The 16949-nt window shown below is 61.3% G+C and carries 17 protein-coding genes and 2 tRNA genes; 17 read left to right on the top strand and 2 right to left on the bottom strand.

Features of this window, described 5'->3' with window-relative positions:
• The first annotated feature begins 123 nt into the window (after nucleotides 1-123).
• The 11 genes from dnaA (at nucleotide 124) to C3E77_RS00055 (ending at nucleotide 12187) form a co-directional block, all read left to right on the top strand.
• The gene (dnaA, locus tag C3E77_RS00005; protein WP_418288082.1) at nucleotides 124-1431 is read left to right on the top strand and encodes a chromosomal replication initiator protein DnaA; all 1308 of its coding nucleotides are present in this window, start codon (nucleotides 124-126) and stop codon (nucleotides 1429-1431) included.
• 402 nt (nucleotides 1432-1833) lie between these two features.
• Nucleotides 1834-2982: a DNA polymerase III subunit beta gene (gene dnaN, locus C3E77_RS00010; protein WP_108392836.1), complete on the top strand. Its 1149-nt coding sequence runs from the start codon at nucleotides 1834-1836 to the stop codon at nucleotides 2980-2982.
• Between the two features lie 62 nt (nucleotides 2983-3044).
• Entirely contained in the window at nucleotides 3045-3935 is an 891-nt protein-coding gene (gene gnd / locus C3E77_RS00015; RefSeq protein ID WP_108389777.1) for a phosphogluconate dehydrogenase (NAD(+)-dependent, decarboxylating), read from the top strand.
• Nucleotides 3936-3967: 32 nt separating this feature from the next.
• The gene (gene recF, locus C3E77_RS00020) at nucleotides 3968-5164 is read left to right on the top strand and encodes a DNA replication/repair protein RecF (protein ID WP_108389778.1); all 1197 of its coding nucleotides are present in this window, start codon (nucleotides 3968-3970) and stop codon (nucleotides 5162-5164) included.
• A complete protein-coding gene (locus C3E77_RS00025) occupies nucleotides 5157-5663 on the top strand; it encodes a DciA family protein (RefSeq protein WP_232529059.1) in 507 nt (168 codons plus the stop codon). Before recF ends, C3E77_RS00025 begins: the two co-directional genes overlap by 8 nt.
• Before the next feature lie 122 nt (nucleotides 5664-5785).
• On the top strand, nucleotides 5786-7792 hold the full coding sequence (gyrB, locus tag C3E77_RS00030) for a DNA topoisomerase (ATP-hydrolyzing) subunit B (RefSeq protein WP_108389780.1): 2007 nt from the start codon (nucleotides 5786-5788) through the stop codon (nucleotides 7790-7792).
• Between the two features lie 71 nt (nucleotides 7793-7863).
• A complete protein-coding gene (gene gyrA, locus C3E77_RS00035) occupies nucleotides 7864-10452 on the top strand; it encodes a DNA gyrase subunit A (RefSeq protein WP_108389781.1) in 2589 nt (862 codons plus the stop codon).
• Between the two features lie 2 nt (nucleotides 10453-10454).
• Complete coding sequence (locus C3E77_RS00040) at nucleotides 10455-10859, top strand: DUF3566 domain-containing protein (RefSeq protein ID WP_108389782.1); 405 nt, start codon at nucleotides 10455-10457, stop codon at nucleotides 10857-10859.
• A gap of 75 nt (nucleotides 10860-10934) precedes the next feature.
• Nucleotides 10935-11008, top strand: a tRNA-Ile gene (locus tag C3E77_RS00045).
• Nucleotides 11009-11043: 35 nt separating this feature from the next.
• Nucleotides 11044-11116: transfer RNA gene (locus tag C3E77_RS00050), tRNA-Ala, on the top strand.
• Between the two features lie 621 nt (nucleotides 11117-11737).
• The gene (locus tag C3E77_RS00055; protein ID WP_108389783.1) at nucleotides 11738-12187 is read left to right on the top strand and encodes an NUDIX hydrolase; all 450 of its coding nucleotides are present in this window, start codon (nucleotides 11738-11740) and stop codon (nucleotides 12185-12187) included.
• Here C3E77_RS00055 and C3E77_RS00060 read toward each other — a convergent pair.
• A complete protein-coding gene (locus tag C3E77_RS00060) occupies nucleotides 12184-12615 on the bottom strand; it encodes a pyridoxamine 5'-phosphate oxidase family protein (RefSeq protein WP_162924860.1) in 432 nt (143 codons plus the stop codon). The two genes, C3E77_RS00055 and C3E77_RS00060, sit on opposite strands and share 4 nt — an antisense overlap.
• 117 nt (nucleotides 12616-12732) lie before the next feature.
• Nucleotides 12733-13263, bottom strand: a complete 531-nt coding sequence (locus C3E77_RS00065) for a DNA helicase (protein ID WP_108389785.1) — start codon at nucleotides 13261-13263, stop codon at nucleotides 12733-12735.
• A gap of 104 nt (nucleotides 13264-13367) precedes the next feature.
• On the opposite strand from C3E77_RS00065, the gene C3E77_RS00070 reads away from it, so the two are divergent.
• The 6 genes from C3E77_RS00070 (at nucleotide 13368) to C3E77_RS00090 (ending at nucleotide 16928) form a co-directional block, all read left to right on the top strand.
• Nucleotides 13368-13910, top strand: coding sequence for a peptidylprolyl isomerase (locus C3E77_RS00070; protein WP_108389786.1), 543 nt, complete (start codon nucleotides 13368-13370; stop codon nucleotides 13908-13910).
• A gap of 24 nt (nucleotides 13911-13934) precedes the next feature.
• A complete protein-coding gene (locus tag C3E77_RS00075; protein WP_108389787.1) occupies nucleotides 13935-14783 on the top strand; it encodes a rhomboid family intramembrane serine protease in 849 nt (282 codons plus the stop codon).
• A gap of 47 nt (nucleotides 14784-14830) precedes the next feature.
• Nucleotides 14831-15076: a cell division protein CrgA gene (locus tag C3E77_RS00080; RefSeq protein ID WP_108389788.1), complete on the top strand. Its 246-nt coding sequence runs from the start codon at nucleotides 14831-14833 to the stop codon at nucleotides 15074-15076.
• A gap of 228 nt (nucleotides 15077-15304) precedes the next feature.
• Nucleotides 15305-16111: a class E sortase gene (locus C3E77_RS00085; RefSeq protein WP_108389789.1), complete on the top strand. Its 807-nt coding sequence runs from the start codon at nucleotides 15305-15307 to the stop codon at nucleotides 16109-16111.
• 2 nt (nucleotides 16112-16113) lie between these two features.
• On the top strand, nucleotides 16114-16272 hold the full coding sequence (locus C3E77_RS15330) for a hypothetical protein (RefSeq protein WP_162924861.1): 159 nt from the start codon (nucleotides 16114-16116) through the stop codon (nucleotides 16270-16272).
• Nucleotides 16273-16280: 8 nt separating this feature from the next.
• Nucleotides 16281-16928, top strand: coding sequence for an anthranilate synthase component II (locus tag C3E77_RS00090; protein WP_108389790.1), 648 nt, complete (start codon nucleotides 16281-16283; stop codon nucleotides 16926-16928).
• Nucleotides 16929-16949: the final 21 nt, after the last annotated feature.

Below are 16949 nucleotides of genomic sequence, written 5' to 3' on the forward strand. Positions count from 1 at the left end.
ATGTCAAACGAGCAAGAGTCCATCACGCAAACGTGGCAGACCGTGCTCGATGTACTTGCTACAGACGAGCGAATCACGCCCCCACTCCACGGGTTCCTCAACCTGGTCGTCCCCAAGGGCATCATGGCGGGGACCTTCTACCTGGAAGTTCCCAACGAGTTCACTGCCGGTCAGCTCAACATGCGGATGCGGGCACCGCTCCTCAATGCCATCGGCACTCTGCAGGAAACTCACGGCGCATCGACATTCGCGGTTGTCGTGAACCCCGAGATCATCGACGAAGAGTACGAACCTCTTCCCCAGGCGCCCGTGCAGCAGCAACAGCCGAATTACCTGCCGAGTCCCAACGCTCCGGCCATGCACGACACGGCTCTTCCCGCACGACAGAACGACACCCGGCTGAACTCGAAGTACTCATTCGACAACTTCGTGATCGGCCAGTCCAACAGGTTCTCCCACGCCGCCGCCGTCGCTGTCGCTGAAGCTCCGGCCAAGGCATACAACCCGCTCTTCATTTATGGCGACTCGGGGCTCGGTAAAACTCACCTCCTCCACGCCATCGGTCACTACGCGATGAGCCTGTACCCGGGAATCCGCGTTCGCTACGTATCGAGCGAGGAATTCACCAACGACTTCATCAACTCGATCGCCAACAACAGGGGTTCCGTCTTTCAGTCGCGCTACCGCGACATCGACATCCTGCTGATCGACGACATTCAGTTCCTCCAGGGCAAGGCAGAAACCCAGGAAGCGTTCTTCCACACCTTCAATACCCTGCACGACCACAACAAACAGGTCGCCATCACGAGCGACCTTCCTCCGAAGGCACTCACCGGGTTCGAAGACCGGATGCGCTCGCGCTTCGAGTGGGGTCTCATCACCGACGTCCAGGTTCCCGACCTCGAGACACGTATCGCCATCCTTCGAAAGAAGGCGCAAAGCGAGAAGCTTCAGATTCCGGACGAGGTACTCGAATTCATCGCGTCCAAAGTCTCGTCCAACATCCGTGAGCTCGAAGGAACCCTGATTCGGGTGACGGCATTTGCGAGCCTGAACCGCACACCTGTCGACATGAACCTCGTGCAGACGGTTCTCAAGGACCTGATCACCCTCGACGATGACAACGTCATCTCGCCGGTGGACATCATCAACATCGTCGCCGCATACTTCAAGCTCAGCGTCGACGACCTGTATGGCTCCAGTCGGTCACAAGCCATTGCGACGTCAAGGCAGATCGCCATGTACCTGTGTCGCGAGTTGACGAATCTCTCCCTTCCGAAGATCGGCCAGCTCTTCGGTAACCGCGATCACACCACCGTGATGTACGCGAATAAGAAGATTTCCGACCTCATGCAGGAACGTCGATCGATTTACAACCAGGTCACAGAACTGACCAGCCGCATCAAACAGGGACACCGCTTCAACCGTTAAAGCGGTGCTCAGGCACGGTTAAAGTCCACAGGATGCCGCAGTCTTACACAGTGTGGATAACCCTGTGGAAGAAAATCGGATAACTCGCCTGAGCCTGTGAGTGAAGCCGCTCTTAATGTGCACAACCGGCCTGCATGCCAGTAATGGCAAGGATCTCTCTCCGACCCAACTCCACAACGCGCCAACAAGTAACAACCGTGTGGTTCCCTTTCATTTACTCGCATCGAGAAAGTTATCCACAGTTTCCACAACGGTTAAGACCATTAAAGAATTCTTAAACTTTTAATCCGCCAATAACCTTTTGGCGAGACGGGCCTCGCCCCAACGAGGGTGTGACGTGCTCTCTCAGACCCGGCTAACATGGTGATCCACTCGTACCTTGAAATGACAGGGGATCCCACCGTGCGGTTCAGCGTCAATCGCGATGTCTTCAGCGAAGCGGTTTCGTTCGCCGTGAAGCTTCTGCCCCAACGAACCACCCTGCCCATCCTCAGCGGTGTGCTCATCGAAGCGACCGACTCAGGACTTGTGCTTTCGAGCTTCGACTACGAGGTTTCGGCCCAGACCGAGATCAATGCCCAGGTTGATGAGCCAGGAACGGTTCTGGTCTCCGGCCGGCTGCTCGCCGACATCGCGAGCCGGCTTCCCAACGCACCGGTGGTGTTTTCGACAAACGAGAACCGCATCGTCGTCAGCTGTGGTTCCGCCAACTTCACGCTCCTCTCCATGCCGGTCGAGGAATATCCGAGCATTCCTCAGATCAGCGGGCAAACCGGCCTGGTTCCTGGTGAAGACTTCGCCGCAGCGGTGGCCCAGGTTGCTGTCGCTGCCTCACGGGACGACGTCACGCCGGTCATTACCGGAGTCCAGCTGCAGGTCACCGACAATCGCCTCGGCCTGGTCGCCACAGACCGCTATCGCGTCGCGGTCCGTGAAATCGACTGGGACAACGGAGAAAACACGAACCCAGAAGGCCTCACCGCACTGGTTCCCGCGAAAACTCTGCAGGAGGTCGGCAAGACCTTCGGCCACTCAGCAACGATTTCTGTGTCGTTCACGGCCAAAGACGACCGAGAACTGATCGCGTTCACCGCCGACAACAAGACCGTGACGTCACTTCTGATCAAGGGATCCTTTCCCCCGGTCCGGCGCCTTTTCCCCGACAACACCGATAACTACGCCGTGATCAACACCGGCGAACTGATCGAAGCCGTTCGCCGGGTCTCCCTGGTTCTCGAACGTGAGGCAGCACTTCGGTTCACCTTCACGATCGATGGACTCACGATGGAGGCGGTGGGCTCCGAACACGCCCAGGCATCCGAATCACTCGACGCCCTGCTCACCGGCGACGACATCGTGCTCAGCCTCAAGCCGCAGTTCCTCATCGACGGGCTTACCGCCGTTCGCAGCGAATTCGTGCGCTTCTCGTTTACGAAGAGCGAGAACACGAACAAGCCGGGCCCGATGCTCATCACGAGCCAGTCCTCCAAGGATCAGCCGGGCGCCGACAGCTTCAAATACCTCCTCCAGCCCAACCTCCTCCTGCGGTAACAACCGGCGACGGGATACCGTCGCGCCTGGGCGACACACAGAGCCTCACGAAAGGGCTGACCATGCACATCGGTCTCATCGGACTCGGCAAAATGGGCGGCAACATGCGCACGCGGTTGCGCGCCGCCGGCGTCGAAGTAACAGGTTTCGACCGAAACCCGGATGTCACTGACGTTGCGACGGTCGAGGAGCTGGTCGCTGCACTGCCGGCACCGCGCACGGTATGGGTCATGGTTCCCGCCGGGAAAATCACTGACGACGTCGTCGGCGAACTGAACAACCTGCTGAGCGAGGGTGACCTGGTGATCGACGGCGGAAACAGCCGTTTCACCGAAGACTTCAAGCACGCGGAACTTCTCGCCGGCAACGGGATCGATTACATCGACGCCGGTGTATCCGGTGGAGTATGGGGCCTCGAAAACGGTTATGGCCTGATGGTCGGCGGATCCGCGGCCCAGGTGGAACGGGTGATGCCCGTCTTCGACGCGCTTCGTCCAGAAGGTCCCCGCGAAGAAGGCTTCGTTCACGTCGGAGAAGTTGGTGCCGGCCACTACGCCAAGATGGTCCACAACGGCATCGAGTACGCCCTCATGCAGGCATACGCCGAGGGATTCGAGCTGCTCGAGAAGCGTGAGGACATCATCCGCGATGTTCCGGGCACGTTCAAGGCATGGCAGCGTGGCACGGTCGTCCGGTCCTGGTTGCTTGAACTCCTCGTCCGAGCGCTCGACGAGGACGACGATCTCTCCGAAATCGAGGGCTACGTCGAGGATTCGGGCGAGGGTCGCTGGACCATCGAAGAAGCGCTGGCCAACGCCGTTCCTGTTCCCACAATCTCGGCATCCATCTTCGCTCGCTTCGTGTCGAGGCAGGACGATTCGCCAGCCATGAAGGCGGTAGCTGCGCTCCGCAACCAGTTCGGCGGCCACACCGTAAAGAAGAGCGACGAATAGTCGCGTCGGTGGTTCACAGGTAGCCTGTCTCAGTGATCGTTACCCACCTCAACCTCAGTGAATACCGCAACTACGCGGTAGCTGATGTGGCGTTCGCGCCGGGGGCGAACCTCTTTGTCGGCCGTAACGGCCAGGGCAAGACAAACCTGGTTGAGGCTCTCGGGTATCTCTCGACACTCGGATCGCACCGGGTATCCAACGATCAGGCCTTGATTCGGGCGGGTGCCGATGCCGCGGTGATCAGGGCTCGCCTGCAGCACAATGGCCGTGATCTGCTCGCGGAGGTACAGATCAATCGCAGCGGCGCCAACCGCGCGCAGGTAAATCGGAGCCAAATCAAGCCACGGGAACTGCCCCGTTACTTTTCGAGTGTGCTCTTCGCTCCGGAGGACCTCGGGATCGTGCGCGGAGACCCGTCGGCCAGGCGACGGTTCATCGATCAACTGCTCGTCCTGCACACCCCCAGGCTCGCCGGGGTGATGAGCGATTACGAGCGCACACTCAAGCAGCGCAACTCGCTGCTCAAATCGGCTCGATCGTCGGGACTGAAAGCGAACCAGCTGACAACCCTCGAAATCTGGGACGACCGGCTCGTGGTCTTCGGCTCTGAAATCATCGACGAACGGGTGCGGCTGGTCGAGGCCCTCTCCCAGCCGATCAGGGATGCGTATGCCTCGGTTGTCGGCGATGACCACGGCCCGTCGCTGACCCCACTTCTCTCGATCAACGGTGTCGATGCCGAGGAAACCGGCGCCGCACCCACCGAAACCCGAGCTGAGCCTGGTGGCCTGTCCACGGCAGACCTCTTCCGCTCTGCCCTCGCCGCCCGGAGGAAAAGTGAGGTCGAGCGCGGTCTTACGCTGGTCGGCCCACACCGGGATGACATTCTCTTCGAGCTCAATTCACTCCCGGTTAAGGGTTATGCCAGCCACGGCGAATCCTGGTCGTTCGCTCTCGCGCTGAAGCTGGCATCCGCCGAACTGCTCCGTCGTGACTCGAGCCTCGGCGATCCGGTTCTCATCCTCGACGATGTGTTCGCCGAACTCGACTCACACCGGCGTGCCCGTCTCGCCTCGGCGGTCTCGACGTTCGAGCAGGTCCTCATCACCGCCGCCGTTCTCGACGATGTACCCGCCGAGCTCGCTGCCCACACCGTTCACATCGAAGCCGGACGGATCCTTGACAGTTCCGCTGTCGGTGCGATTGAGAGCGAGCGCGACAGTGTCTGATCTGACGCCAGGTTCCGACAAGGGGGCCGAAGCTGCCCGGGTTTATGTGAGGTTCAAAGAGCTGTTCGGCGGGCACAAGCACTACGCCCGCTCGAAGCGAAAGAGCCGAACGGATGCCGCTGAGAGCGTTCCGTTCGGCGCCGGCCGCGATCCAAAGGGGCTCGGCGACATCGTTGGGGCGCTCACCAGCCAGCTCGGCTGGGACTCGCCCCTCGCGCAGTCGGAACTCGTCGCCAACTGGACCTCGCTCGCCGGAGAAGAAACAGCCAATCACTCCACCCCCGTCGGAATCGACAACGGTGTCCTGACCGTGCAGTGCGAGTCGACCGCGTGGGCTACCCAGTTGCGGATCATGCGGGTGGAGATCATGACGCACATCGCCGTGCGCTACCCGCAAGCCGGTATCGAGAGCATCCGTTTTCTTGGCCCCAACGTTCCAAGCTTCAAACGCGGCCCCAGATCGGTTCAGGGGCGTGGCGTACGCGATACCTACGGTTAGGCAGTCAAATCAGGTGGACTGGCTGATAAAAGTGGCTCAGACAGGCGATTCTGCCCCGAACCACTGTTCTTCTTGATAGAATGACATGTCGAGTAAGAACACGGTTTGGAGCCTAATTTCATATGTCATCAGAACCGGATAGGTCCGTGGACAACAGTAGCTACGGTGCAAGCCAGATTCAGGTTCTCGAAGGTCTCGAAGCCGTACGCAAGCGCCCCGGAATGTACATTGGTTCAACCGGTCCCCGCGGATTGCACCACCTCGTTTATGAGATCGTCGATAACGCTGTCGATGAAGCCCTCGCAGGATACTGCGACAACATCGAGGTCACCATCCTCAAGGACGGTGCCGTCCGGGTTACCGACAATGGCCGCGGCATCCCCGTCGATATTCACCCCGCAGAGGGAAAGTCGACCGTCGAGGTCGTCCTGACCATCCTGCACGCCGGCGGTAAGTTCGGCGGCGGCGGTTATGCGGTTTCCGGTGGACTTCACGGCGTCGGCAGCTCGGTGGTGAACGCTCTTTCCACGCGACTCGATGTCGAGGTTCGCAGGCAGGGATCGGTCTGGCGCGCCACATTCCACGATGGTGTTGCCGATGCGCCGCTGTCCCAGGACGAGGATTCCGACGAGACGGGCACGACGATCACGTTCTGGCCGAGCGCCGAGATCTTCGAGACCACCGAGTTCGATTACGACACGCTCAAGATGCGTTTCCAGCAGATGGCCTTCCTCAACAAGGGCCTTCGGATTGCTTTGACCGACGAACGCGACGACCACCTCGTTGAGGCTCCCGCCGTCGACGGTGCGGCGCCGGAACTCGTGCACCAGTCGAACGTCTTCCTCTACGAACGTGGCCTCGTTGACTACGTCGAGTACCTCAACCACGCCCGCAAGGCCGAGCTCGTCAACGACGAGATCATCTCGTTCGAGACCGAAGACGACAACCGCAAGATCGCGCTCGAAGTGGCGATGCAGTGGACGACCGCGTACACCGAGAGCGTCCACACCTACGCGAACACGATCAACACCCACGAGGGTGGAACCCACGAAGAAGGTTTCCGCGCGGCGCTGACGACTCTCGTCAACAAGTACGCCAGGGAAAAAGGCCTGCTCAAGGAGAAGGACGACAACCTCTCCGGTGACGATGTCCGCGAGGGACTGACCGCCGTTATTTCGGTCAAGCTCGCCGAACCGCAGTTCGAGGGCCAGACCAAGACCAAGCTGGGAAACACCGAGGCCAAGGCGTTCGTTCAGAAGGTTGTCGGCGACCAGCTCGGTGACTGGTTCGGACGCAACCCCGCCCAGGCCAAAGAGATCATCCGTAAGGCGTTCCAGGCAGCGACGGCACGGATGGCCGCGCGCAAGGCGCGCGAAACCGCACGCCGCAAGGGACTCCTCGAGGGCGGCGGAATGCCCGGCAAGCTCAAGGACTGCCAGTCGAAAGACCCCTCGCTCTCCGAGATCTTCATCGTGGAGGGCGACTCGGCAGGCGGTTCCGCTGTCCAGGGTCGAAACCCCGAGACCCAGGCGATCCTGCCGCTTCGAGGCAAGATTCTCAACGTCGAGAAGGCACGTCTCGACCGTGCACTCGGCAACGCCGAGGTCCAGGCCATGATTACGGCCTTCGGTGCCGGCATCGGCGAGGACTTCAACCCCGAAAAGGCTCGCTACCACAAGATTGTTTTGATGGCGGATGCCGACGTCGACGGTCAGCACATCACCACGCTGCTGTTGACTCTCCTGTTCCGCTACATGCGTCCGCTGATCGACTCCGGTTACGTCTATCTCGCGCAGCCACCGCTGTTCAAGCTCAAGTGGTCGAACGCGGCGCACGAATACGTCTACAGCGACGACGAGCGCGACGCGCGACTCGCCGCCGGTGCCGCCGCCGGCCGCCGGATTCCGAAGGACAACGGCATCCAGCGTTACAAGGGTCTCGGTGAGATGGACTACAAGGAGCTGTGGGAAACCACGATGGCTCCCGAAACCCGCACACTGATGCAGGTCAACCTCGACGACGCTGCCGCGGCCGACGAGATTTTTTCGACACTCATGGGCGAAGACGTTGAGTCCCGCCGTAACTTCATCCAGAAGAACGCCAAGGATGTGCGCTTCCTCGACATCTGATCGGGCCACGCCCGAGAAGCATCCGACGCCGGATGAGCCGAGAAACGCCGACTGACAAGTAGAGAAGACTTATGGCAGACGAAACCAACAACAGCGACGAGACTGCTGCGGAGACCACGGCCGCTGTTGTACCCATCGATCACGGTGTGCACGGTCGCATCGACCAGGTCGACCTTCAGCTCGAGATGCAGCGCTCATACCTCGACTACGCCATGAGCGTCATCGTCGGTCGCGCGCTTCCCGAGGTCCGCGACGGCATGAAGCCCGTGCACCGCCGCGTGATCTACGCGATGTACGACGGTGGATACCGGCCCGACAAGGCATTCTCGAAGTGCGCCCGCGTCGTCGGAGACGTGATGGGTCAGTTCCACCCCCACGGTGACTCGGCCATCTACGACGCCCTGGTACGACTCGTTCAACCGTGGAGCCTGCGTTACCCGCTCGCACTCGGCCAGGGAAACTTCGGATCTCCCGGTAACGACGGTGCTGCTGCTCCGCGATACACCGAAACCAAGATGGCCCCGCTCGCCATGGAGATGGTTCGGGACATCGACGAAGACACCGTCAATTTCCAGGACAACTACGACGGTCGCACGCAGGAGCCGGCGGTTCTGCCCGCTCGATTCCCCAACCTCCTGGTCAACGGATCAGTCGGTATCGCCGTCGGTATGGCCACGAACATTCCGCCGCACAACCTCCGCGAGGTTTCGGCCGGTGCACTGTGGCACCTCGCCAACCCCGAGGCATCCCGCGAAGAGCTCCTCGAAGCGCTCATGCAGCGCATCAAGGGTCCTGACTTCCCGACCGGTGCCCAGATTCTCGGCACCAAGGGCATTCACGACGCATACAGCACAGGTCGCGGCTCCATCACGATGCGCGCCGTCGTCAGTGTCGAGGAGATCCAGGGACGCACCTGCCTCGTCGTCACCGAACTGCCGTACCAGGTCAACCCGGATAACCTGGCGATCAAGATCGCCGACATGGTTAAGGACGGCAAGATCTCGGGTATCGCGGACATCCGCGACGAGACTTCCGGCCGCACCGGCCAGCGCCTCGTCATCGTGCTCAAGCGCGACGCCGTCGCCAAGGTCGTGCTCAATAACCTCTACAAGCACACGCAGCTTCAGGAGAACTTCGGCGCCAACATGCTGGCGATCGTTGACGGCATCCCGCGCACCCTCGCCATCGATGGCTTCATCACCGCATGGACCGCGCACCAGATCGACGTCATCGTGCGCCGGACCAAGCACCGCCTGGCCAAGGCCGAAGAGCGCGCGCACATCCTGCGTGGGTACCTCAAGGCACTCGACGCCCTCGACGAGGTCATCGCTCTCATCCGCCGGTCGAAGACGGTCGAGGATGCCCGCGACGGACTGATGGGCCTGCTCGACATCGACGAACTCCAGGCGCGCGCGATCCTCGACATGCAGCTGCGTCGACTCGCCGCCCTCGAGCGCCAGAAGATCATCGACGAGCACGACGAGATCGAGCTCCAGATCACCGAGTTCAAGGCGATCCTGGCCGACCCCGAGCGCCAGCGCAGCATCGTCAGCGAAGAGCTGACCGAGATCGTCGACAAGTACGGCGACGACCGCCGCACAGAGATCATGTTCGGCTACGACGGCGACATGAGCATCGAAGACCTCATCCCCGAAGAAGAGATGGTCATTTCCGTCACCCGCGGCGGCTACATCAAGCGCACGCGGAGCGACAACTACCGCCAGCAGCACCGTGGCGGCAAGGGTGTCAAGGGCGCACAGCTGCGTGCGGATGACGTCGTCGACCACTTCTTTGTCACAACGACGCACCACTGGCTCCTGTTCTTCACGAACAAGGGCCGCGTGTACCGCGCGAAGGCCTACGAGGTGCAGGAGGCCGGCCGTGACGCCAAGGGCCAGCACGTCGCCAACCTGCTCGCGATGCAGCCTGACGAAGAGATCGCTGAGATTCTCGACATCCGGGACTACGAAGCAGCGAAGTACCTCGTCCTGGCCACCCGAAACGGTCTCGTCAAAAAGACGGCGCTGAGCGAGTACGACACCAACCGCACCGGCGGCATCATCGCCATCAACCTGCGCGAGGGTGACGAACTCGTCGACGCTCTTCTCGTCGAAGACGACAGCGATATCTTCCTGGTCTCCCGCCGCGGCATGTCGATTCGCTTTACGGCGAGCGACGAGGCGTTGCGGCCGATGGGTCGATCGACATCCGGTGTCATCGGAATGCACTTCCGCGACGATGACGAATTGCTGTCAGCATCGGTTCTTCCTTCGGATCCGGACTCGGATGCCTTCGTTTTCATCGCGACGGAGGGTGGCTACGCCAAGCGCACAGCGATCGAGCAGTACCGACTGCAAAACCGCGGTGGACTCGGCATCAAGGTCGCCAAGTACAACGAAGATCGTGGCCATCTGGCCGGCGCTTTGATCGTCGGCGAGGATGACGAGGTCCTTGTGGTTCTCGCGAGCGGCAAGGTGGTAAGGTCTGCGGTGGCCGAAGTTCCGGCCAAGGGCAGGGACACGATGGGTGTCGTATTTGCACGATTCGCAGACGACGACCGCATCATCGCCCTGGCCAGGAACAGTGACCGTAATCTTGTCGCCGAGGTGGATGCGGAATCCGCACCAGCAACCGAGGGCGAGTCGGAGCAGAAAGAGTAAGCATGAGTAGCGTTGCCGAGAAACTCGCGAAGAAGTCGACGAAACGCACCACGACGAAGCAGGTGCGACTGAAGCTCGTCTATGTCGACTTCTGGTCGGCGGTCAAACTGTCGTTCCTCGTCGCGATTGCCCTGGCAATTATCACCATCGTGCTTTTCTTCCTGGTGTACACGGTTCTCGACACCACGGGAATCTTCGCGAACATCAACGGACTGTACAAGGACGTTGCCGGTGTTGGTGATGACCTCACGGCCATCTTCAACCTCGGCCGGGTGATGGGCTTCGCGGTTGTCGTTGCGATCCTCGACCTGATCGTCGTGACGGCCCTCGGAGCGCTCTGCGCAGCGCTGTACAACCTCAGTGTGAAGATCACCGGCGGCCTTCTCGTCGGCTTCACCAACAACTAAACGTCCAGAATCGGGTGGCAAGCCGCTCGATTATAGAAATCGGCAGATCTCGGGTAGTCTCGAACCTGCCCAAACGGGGATATAGCTCAGGCGGTTAGAGCGCTTCGCTGATAACGAAGAGGTCCCAGGTTCAAGTCCTGGTATCCCCACTCGGGAGACAATTTTCACAAGTTTCTCCCTAATCGGGGCCTTAGCTCAATTGGTAGAGCGCCTGCTTTGCAAGCAGGAGGTCAGGGGTTCGATTCCCCTAGGCTCCACAACAAAATACGAAAAATGCCCCGGCCACGTGCCGGGGCATTTCTGTTTCATCGGCGCGTGCCATCAGCTCTTGAGCGCGCAGGATGCCCCGTCCGGTTGCGTGGACGTTGCTTCATCGGCTGCGTGGGCTCAAAGGGTTGTTCCATCGGCGGAACTCTCGCCGTTTGCGTCCGTGCGGTGCGGGGTAACGGCGAGTGACCATTTATGTCCGAGCGGCGCGATGGGCGCGGGAGTCACCGGGAGTCACCGGGCTGGCTGTCGTGACGCCGCGCGGGCCCTGACGGCCTCTCTCGCCGCCCGCAGCAGCGCAGCGACGGCTCCATTGGTCTCGCCCATTCGACGCCCTGAGCCGCGCACAGGGCCGCCTCGCTGTTATCCCCTCCCGGCGGCTCGAATTAAGCTTCGAAACCCGCGTGAATCGACCAATCGCGGAGCCGAATTACGGGCGTGTAGTTATCCACAAGACTTTCCACACCTGTGGATAGATCCGCAGATCGCTCGCGATTAAGCACCTGTGAGTTATTCACAATTAATCTGTGGAAATTCGAAGATCGACTCCTCCCCGCGCTGGGGCCTGTCGAGCAACGGATCCGCGCAGGCACGGTGTGTACATTGGGGCCATGGACATCCGGGTAGCGGCCTATGGCGTAATCATCCGAGGGGAGCACATTCTCCTGGCGCACTGGAATGCCTCGGGGCGCAGCGGGTGGACCCTGCCCGGTGGCGGTATCGACCCCGGCGAGGATCCTGCGGATGCCGCGGTTCGCGAAATCCGAGAGGAGACCGGGTATACCGCTGAACTCGATCGACTCCTCGGCGTGAACTCACTCCTCGTCCCGGCAGCGCAGCGTTCTGACCCGTCGGCGGGGGTGCCCCTCCACGCGCTCCGGGTGGTGTACACGGCACACGTCACTGGTGGAGAGCTCACCAACGAGATCGGCGGCTCCACCGACCGGGCGGACTGGTTCCCGCTCGCGAGCCTGGGCGAGCTGGATACCGTCGGCCTTGTGGACGTCGCGCTTGAGATGCTTCAACAGCCGCAGACCGGAGCAGCGGCCGACCTGAGCTAGTCGGTCGGCTCGATGACGAGCTCGTCGTCATCCTCCTCGGCCGGTTCGAACCGGCGCCCGCTAATGGATTCCGGGGTGACCTCGACGACAGCATCCCTCCGGCCACGGATGAAGGGGTCGCGAAGCTGAGGGGAAATCCTCGCGAGCTCATCCGGCTCGTCGTCGAGCCTCCGGGCGCGCCCGTGCACGATCACGCTCCAGGCCGAACCTTCACCAATTTCATCGGCTTCGAAGAGCACGGCGGCGTTGACCGTGAGGGCGGCAAGTTTGTCGCCGGGAATGGTGCGGAAGTAAATCGAGCCGTCAACCACGGTGTGTGACACCGGATGAATGCTGGCCACGCTCCCAACCGCTGTCACGATCCTGCCCACCAGCGCGTCAGCCACCAGTTGCATTGATTGCTCTTCGGTCAGTTCCGTGGTCGGCATGGTGGCTCCTTTGGTGAACTCGGCGTGGGCGTCATTGTGACCCATGCGTCGTTGATGCGACAGGGGTTAACGCAACAATGGCCGGCCCCGAAGGACCGGCCATTGTTGTCGAAGACGTTAGAGGTTGGGCAGAGCCGGCTCTTCGTCGGCGACCCAGAGTTCATCGTCCGCACGGAATGTCTGCCAGACGGCGTATGCGACACCCGCAGCGGCCAGAACGCCAACACCAACGGCGATGACGTTGCCGGCGCTCGTTGACTTCTTCTTCGGAGCAGGCGTCGTGGCCTTCTGCAGCCGCTCCAGTGCGGAGCGGACGCGAGTGTCCTTCGCAATGTCGCTGATCGACAGGACAGAACCAACAACCCCGCCGATTGCCGGGAGGACTGCCTTGTCCAGGCCGTGCTTTGCGGTATCGACGATTCCGCGTGATGCGGCGTATCCGCGGTCGACGACAGGCTGAACGCGGTGCTCGTATGTGCTCACCACGGTCGGTACTACCTGCTCACGACCATATGCAGCCAGTTGCCTCGACGCTTCGCGGGCGACGTGGTTGGCGTGGTCAAGGATCTCCTGCTGTGAGCGCCACAGTTCGTTGGCGTCCCCCTTGAGCCGCTTGAGTTCCTTCTTACGCTTGCGTGACAGGCTCACCGCTGACCTCCATTTATCTCGTTCGTACGCGACAGGACTCCATCTTGCCACCGAATGGCCTGAACGCCACCTGACAGGCTCAGTGGATGTGTAAGAATTGGGGCATGTCAAAGCACACCGCTGTCGCCACCCTTCACACCAACTACGGAGATATCAAGGTCAACCTCTTCGGTGACCACGCCCCCAAGACGGTTAAGAACTTTGTTGGCCTCGCGACCGGTGAGATTGACTGGACCGACGAAAAGACCGGCGAATCCAAGAAGGGCACCCCGCTCTACAACGGTGTGATCTTCCACCGGATCATCCCCGGATTCATGGTCCAGGGCGGCGACCCGCTCGGCAACGGAACCGGTGGCCCCGGCTACAAGTTCGACGATGAGATCAACCCGGAACTCAACTTCAACGAGCCGTACATGCTCGCCATGGCAAACGCAGGAACCGTCGGTGGCAAGGGCACGAACGGTTCGCAGTTCTTCATCACCGTTGGCGCAACCAGCTGGCTCCAGGGTAAGCACACCATCTTCGGCGCAGTCGAGGATGAGGCAAGCCGCAAGGTCGTCGACAAGCTCGCCGAGGTTCCGCGCGACGCTCGCGACCGTCCTCTCGACGACATCGTCATCGAGAGCATCACGGTCACCGACGCCTAACACGCTGTCGGCTGCGGTCGCTCGATGACCTCGAACTCCCCTCCCCCGGTTCAACGCAACAACTTTTGCTACCGGCATCCTGACCGCCAGAGCTTCGTGCTCTGCCAGCGGTGCGGACGAACCGTGTGTGGGGAGTGCCAGACGCCCGGTGCCGTCGGGGTCATCTGCCCCGAGTGCATGAATGAGCAGCGCAAGAGCACGCCTCGTACCCGAAACCGCGCCGCGTTCTTCCGCAGCTCGAACGACAAGCCGGTGGTGACATACGTCATCCTCGCGGTGACTGCGCTGGTGTTCCTCCTCCAGTTGATCCCTGGCCTCGGCATCACCGAACGGCTGCTGTACGCCGGCGTCTACTCGTCCCCCATGGCTTTCGAGCCGTGGCGGATGCTGACGACGGCACTCGTGCATTCGCAGAACTTCATCCTGCATGTCGGTCTCAACATGTATTCGCTGTGGCTGTTCGGCCAGGCGCTCGAGCCCATGCTCGGTCGGGCACGCTTCCTGACGCTGTACCTGATCTCGGCGTTCGCTGGATCTCTCGGGGTGCTGTTCCTGTCGGTACCCAACCAGGCAGTCGTGGGAGCATCCGGTGCCATCTTCGGCCTGATGGGTGCGTTCCTTGTCATCCAGCGCAAGCTGGGCGGAAACATGAATGGTCTTCTGGTGCTGGTGGGTATCAACCTCGTCATCGGGTTCATACCGGGCACCAACGTTGCCTGGCAGGCTCACGTTGGCGGTCTTATCGGCGGCGCCCTGGTCGGTCTGATCTACGTCTCAACCCGCGGTGTGCGCCAAAAGGGGCTTCAGATCGCCCTCATCGTCGCACTTTCCGTGGTTCTTGTCGCACTCAGCCTCGTCCGTTTCGCGATCTGACCGGCCCCTGCGCGGCGGGGAACCTTTACCGGGGTAGAATCATGCCTATGGCACGCGAGAAGACGAAGAGCACCCAAACGCCCACGAGCGCGCAGCGATCCGGCGAGCAGGCCCCGAACCCGGTCTGGTTCAAGCCGGTGATGTTCGGCTTCATGCTCGTCGGCCTCATCTGGATCATCGTGTTCTACGTCAGCCAGGGCGCGCTGCCGATCGCGGCTCTCGAGTCCTGGAACATCGTGGTCGGTTTCGGAATCGCGTTCATCGGCTTCCTGATGACCACGCGCTGGCGCTAACCAGCTTTTCCCACAGTCACCCGTTGCCCGGCGTCGCCGCCGCGCAACGGGTGATTTTGCGTTAACGACCGAATGCAGAAAAATCCCGGGTCAAAGTTATTAACACCCTTATTAACACTGTGGACAATTACACCGGTGTAATTATCCCCAGCCTGTGGATAACTGTGTGGAGAACCCGGTGGAAAGCGACAGGGTGGCCTGTCACTTGCTGCGGATAGAATGGCCCGCATGCCTTCGACCGCCCCAGCAGTGCCTGACACCGCGGCTGGCCGACGGTTGCGTGCGCCAGCGAAATCACCGCGGCCCCGATCACGGATCAGTATCGTGGGCGTGATCGGAGAACTCCTGATCACAGCCGGAGTTTTGGTCATGCTCTTCCTCGTCTGGCAACTGTGGCTGAACGACGCCATAGAGCGCGCGGCTCAAGACAGTGAGGCGGCGGAACTCAGCGAGCAGTGGGCGTCGAGCATGCCGACGACGGTGCCGAGTCCCGCAGAGAGTAATCCACAACCTGTGGATTACGGCGAGCCGCTTATCCTTCCGCAGCCGGGCGACGCCGAGACTTTCGCCATCATGCACGTTCCGCGATTCGGCCCGGATTACGCCGCCAAGATCGCGGGCGGTGTTTCCAAGGCGCGCACGCTCGATCCCCTGGGAATCGGGCATTATCCGGATACGCAGATGCCGGGTGAGGTCGGTAACTTCGCGATCGCCGGTCACCGCAACACGCACGGCAAGCCGCTGAACTCCATCGGCTCGCTCCAGGTGGGTGACGCGATAGTCATCCAGGTGGAGGACGGCTGGTACACCTATCGGTATCGCACCACGGAGTACGTGAAGCCATCGGGGGTCGGGGTCCTTGACCCGGTGCCGCAGTCCGATGGTGTTGTGGCCACCGATTCCATCATCACGCTGACGAGTTGCAACCCGGTCTTCTCGCAAGCCGAGCGGATTGTCGCCTACGGCGTGTTCGAATCCTGGACTCCTGTGTCGGCTGGTCCGCCGGCGGCACTCACCGAATCTCTGGAGGGCTGATCATGTACGCCGCGCTCTGGCGCGCCCTTCCCGGACCGGTGTGGGTGCGCATTCTCATCATGATCATTCTGATCGCTGTAGTTTTGTATGTGTTGGCGACGTGGGTGTTCCCCTGGGTGCAGAGCATCGTCGACACTCAGGAAGTAACCGTTGAAGAGTAGAGGCTGACGTGACTCGTGTACTTGTGATCGATAACTACGACAGCTTTGTCTACACATTGAACGGGTATCTCCTTCAGCTCGGTGCTGAAACCGACGTGATCCGTAACGATATGTTCCGACCGGAGGATGCTGCAGCGCGCATCGCCGAATACGACGGCGTCCTGGTCTCACCCGGCCCAGGATCCCCCGCGGACGCGGGCGTTTCCATTCCGGTTGTGAAGGCCGCACTCCGCGCGGGCACGCCATTGCTCGGCGTCTGCCTCGGCCATCAGGCGATCGCCGAAGCGTTCGGTGCCACCGTGACCAACGCAGACGAACTCATGCACGGCAAGACGTCGCTGATCGAGCACGACGACAGCGCCTTCTACGCCGGCGTGCCCCAGCCGTTCACTGCCACGCGCTACCACTCGCTCGCTGTCGTCAATGGCACAGTGCCCGACGAACTCGTTGTCACCAGCCAGACCGGGGGCGGCGTGATCATGGGACTCAGGCATGCTGACGCCCCGATTTACGGCGTGCAGTTCCACCCCGAGAGCGTGCTCACACAGGGCGGGTACCTGATGCTCGGAAACTGGCTCGCCACGGCGGGCCTCCCGGAAGCGGCGGAGACAGCCAAGGGGCTGACTCCACTCGTCCCGACGGAGTCAGCAGCCTGATTCGAGGCCCAGAGTTCCGCG

The sequence above is a fragment of the Mycetocola zhujimingii genome (genome assembly GCF_003065425.1).
Taxonomy (GTDB): Bacteria; Actinomycetota; Actinomycetes; order Actinomycetales; family Microbacteriaceae; genus Mycetocola_A; species Mycetocola_A zhujimingii.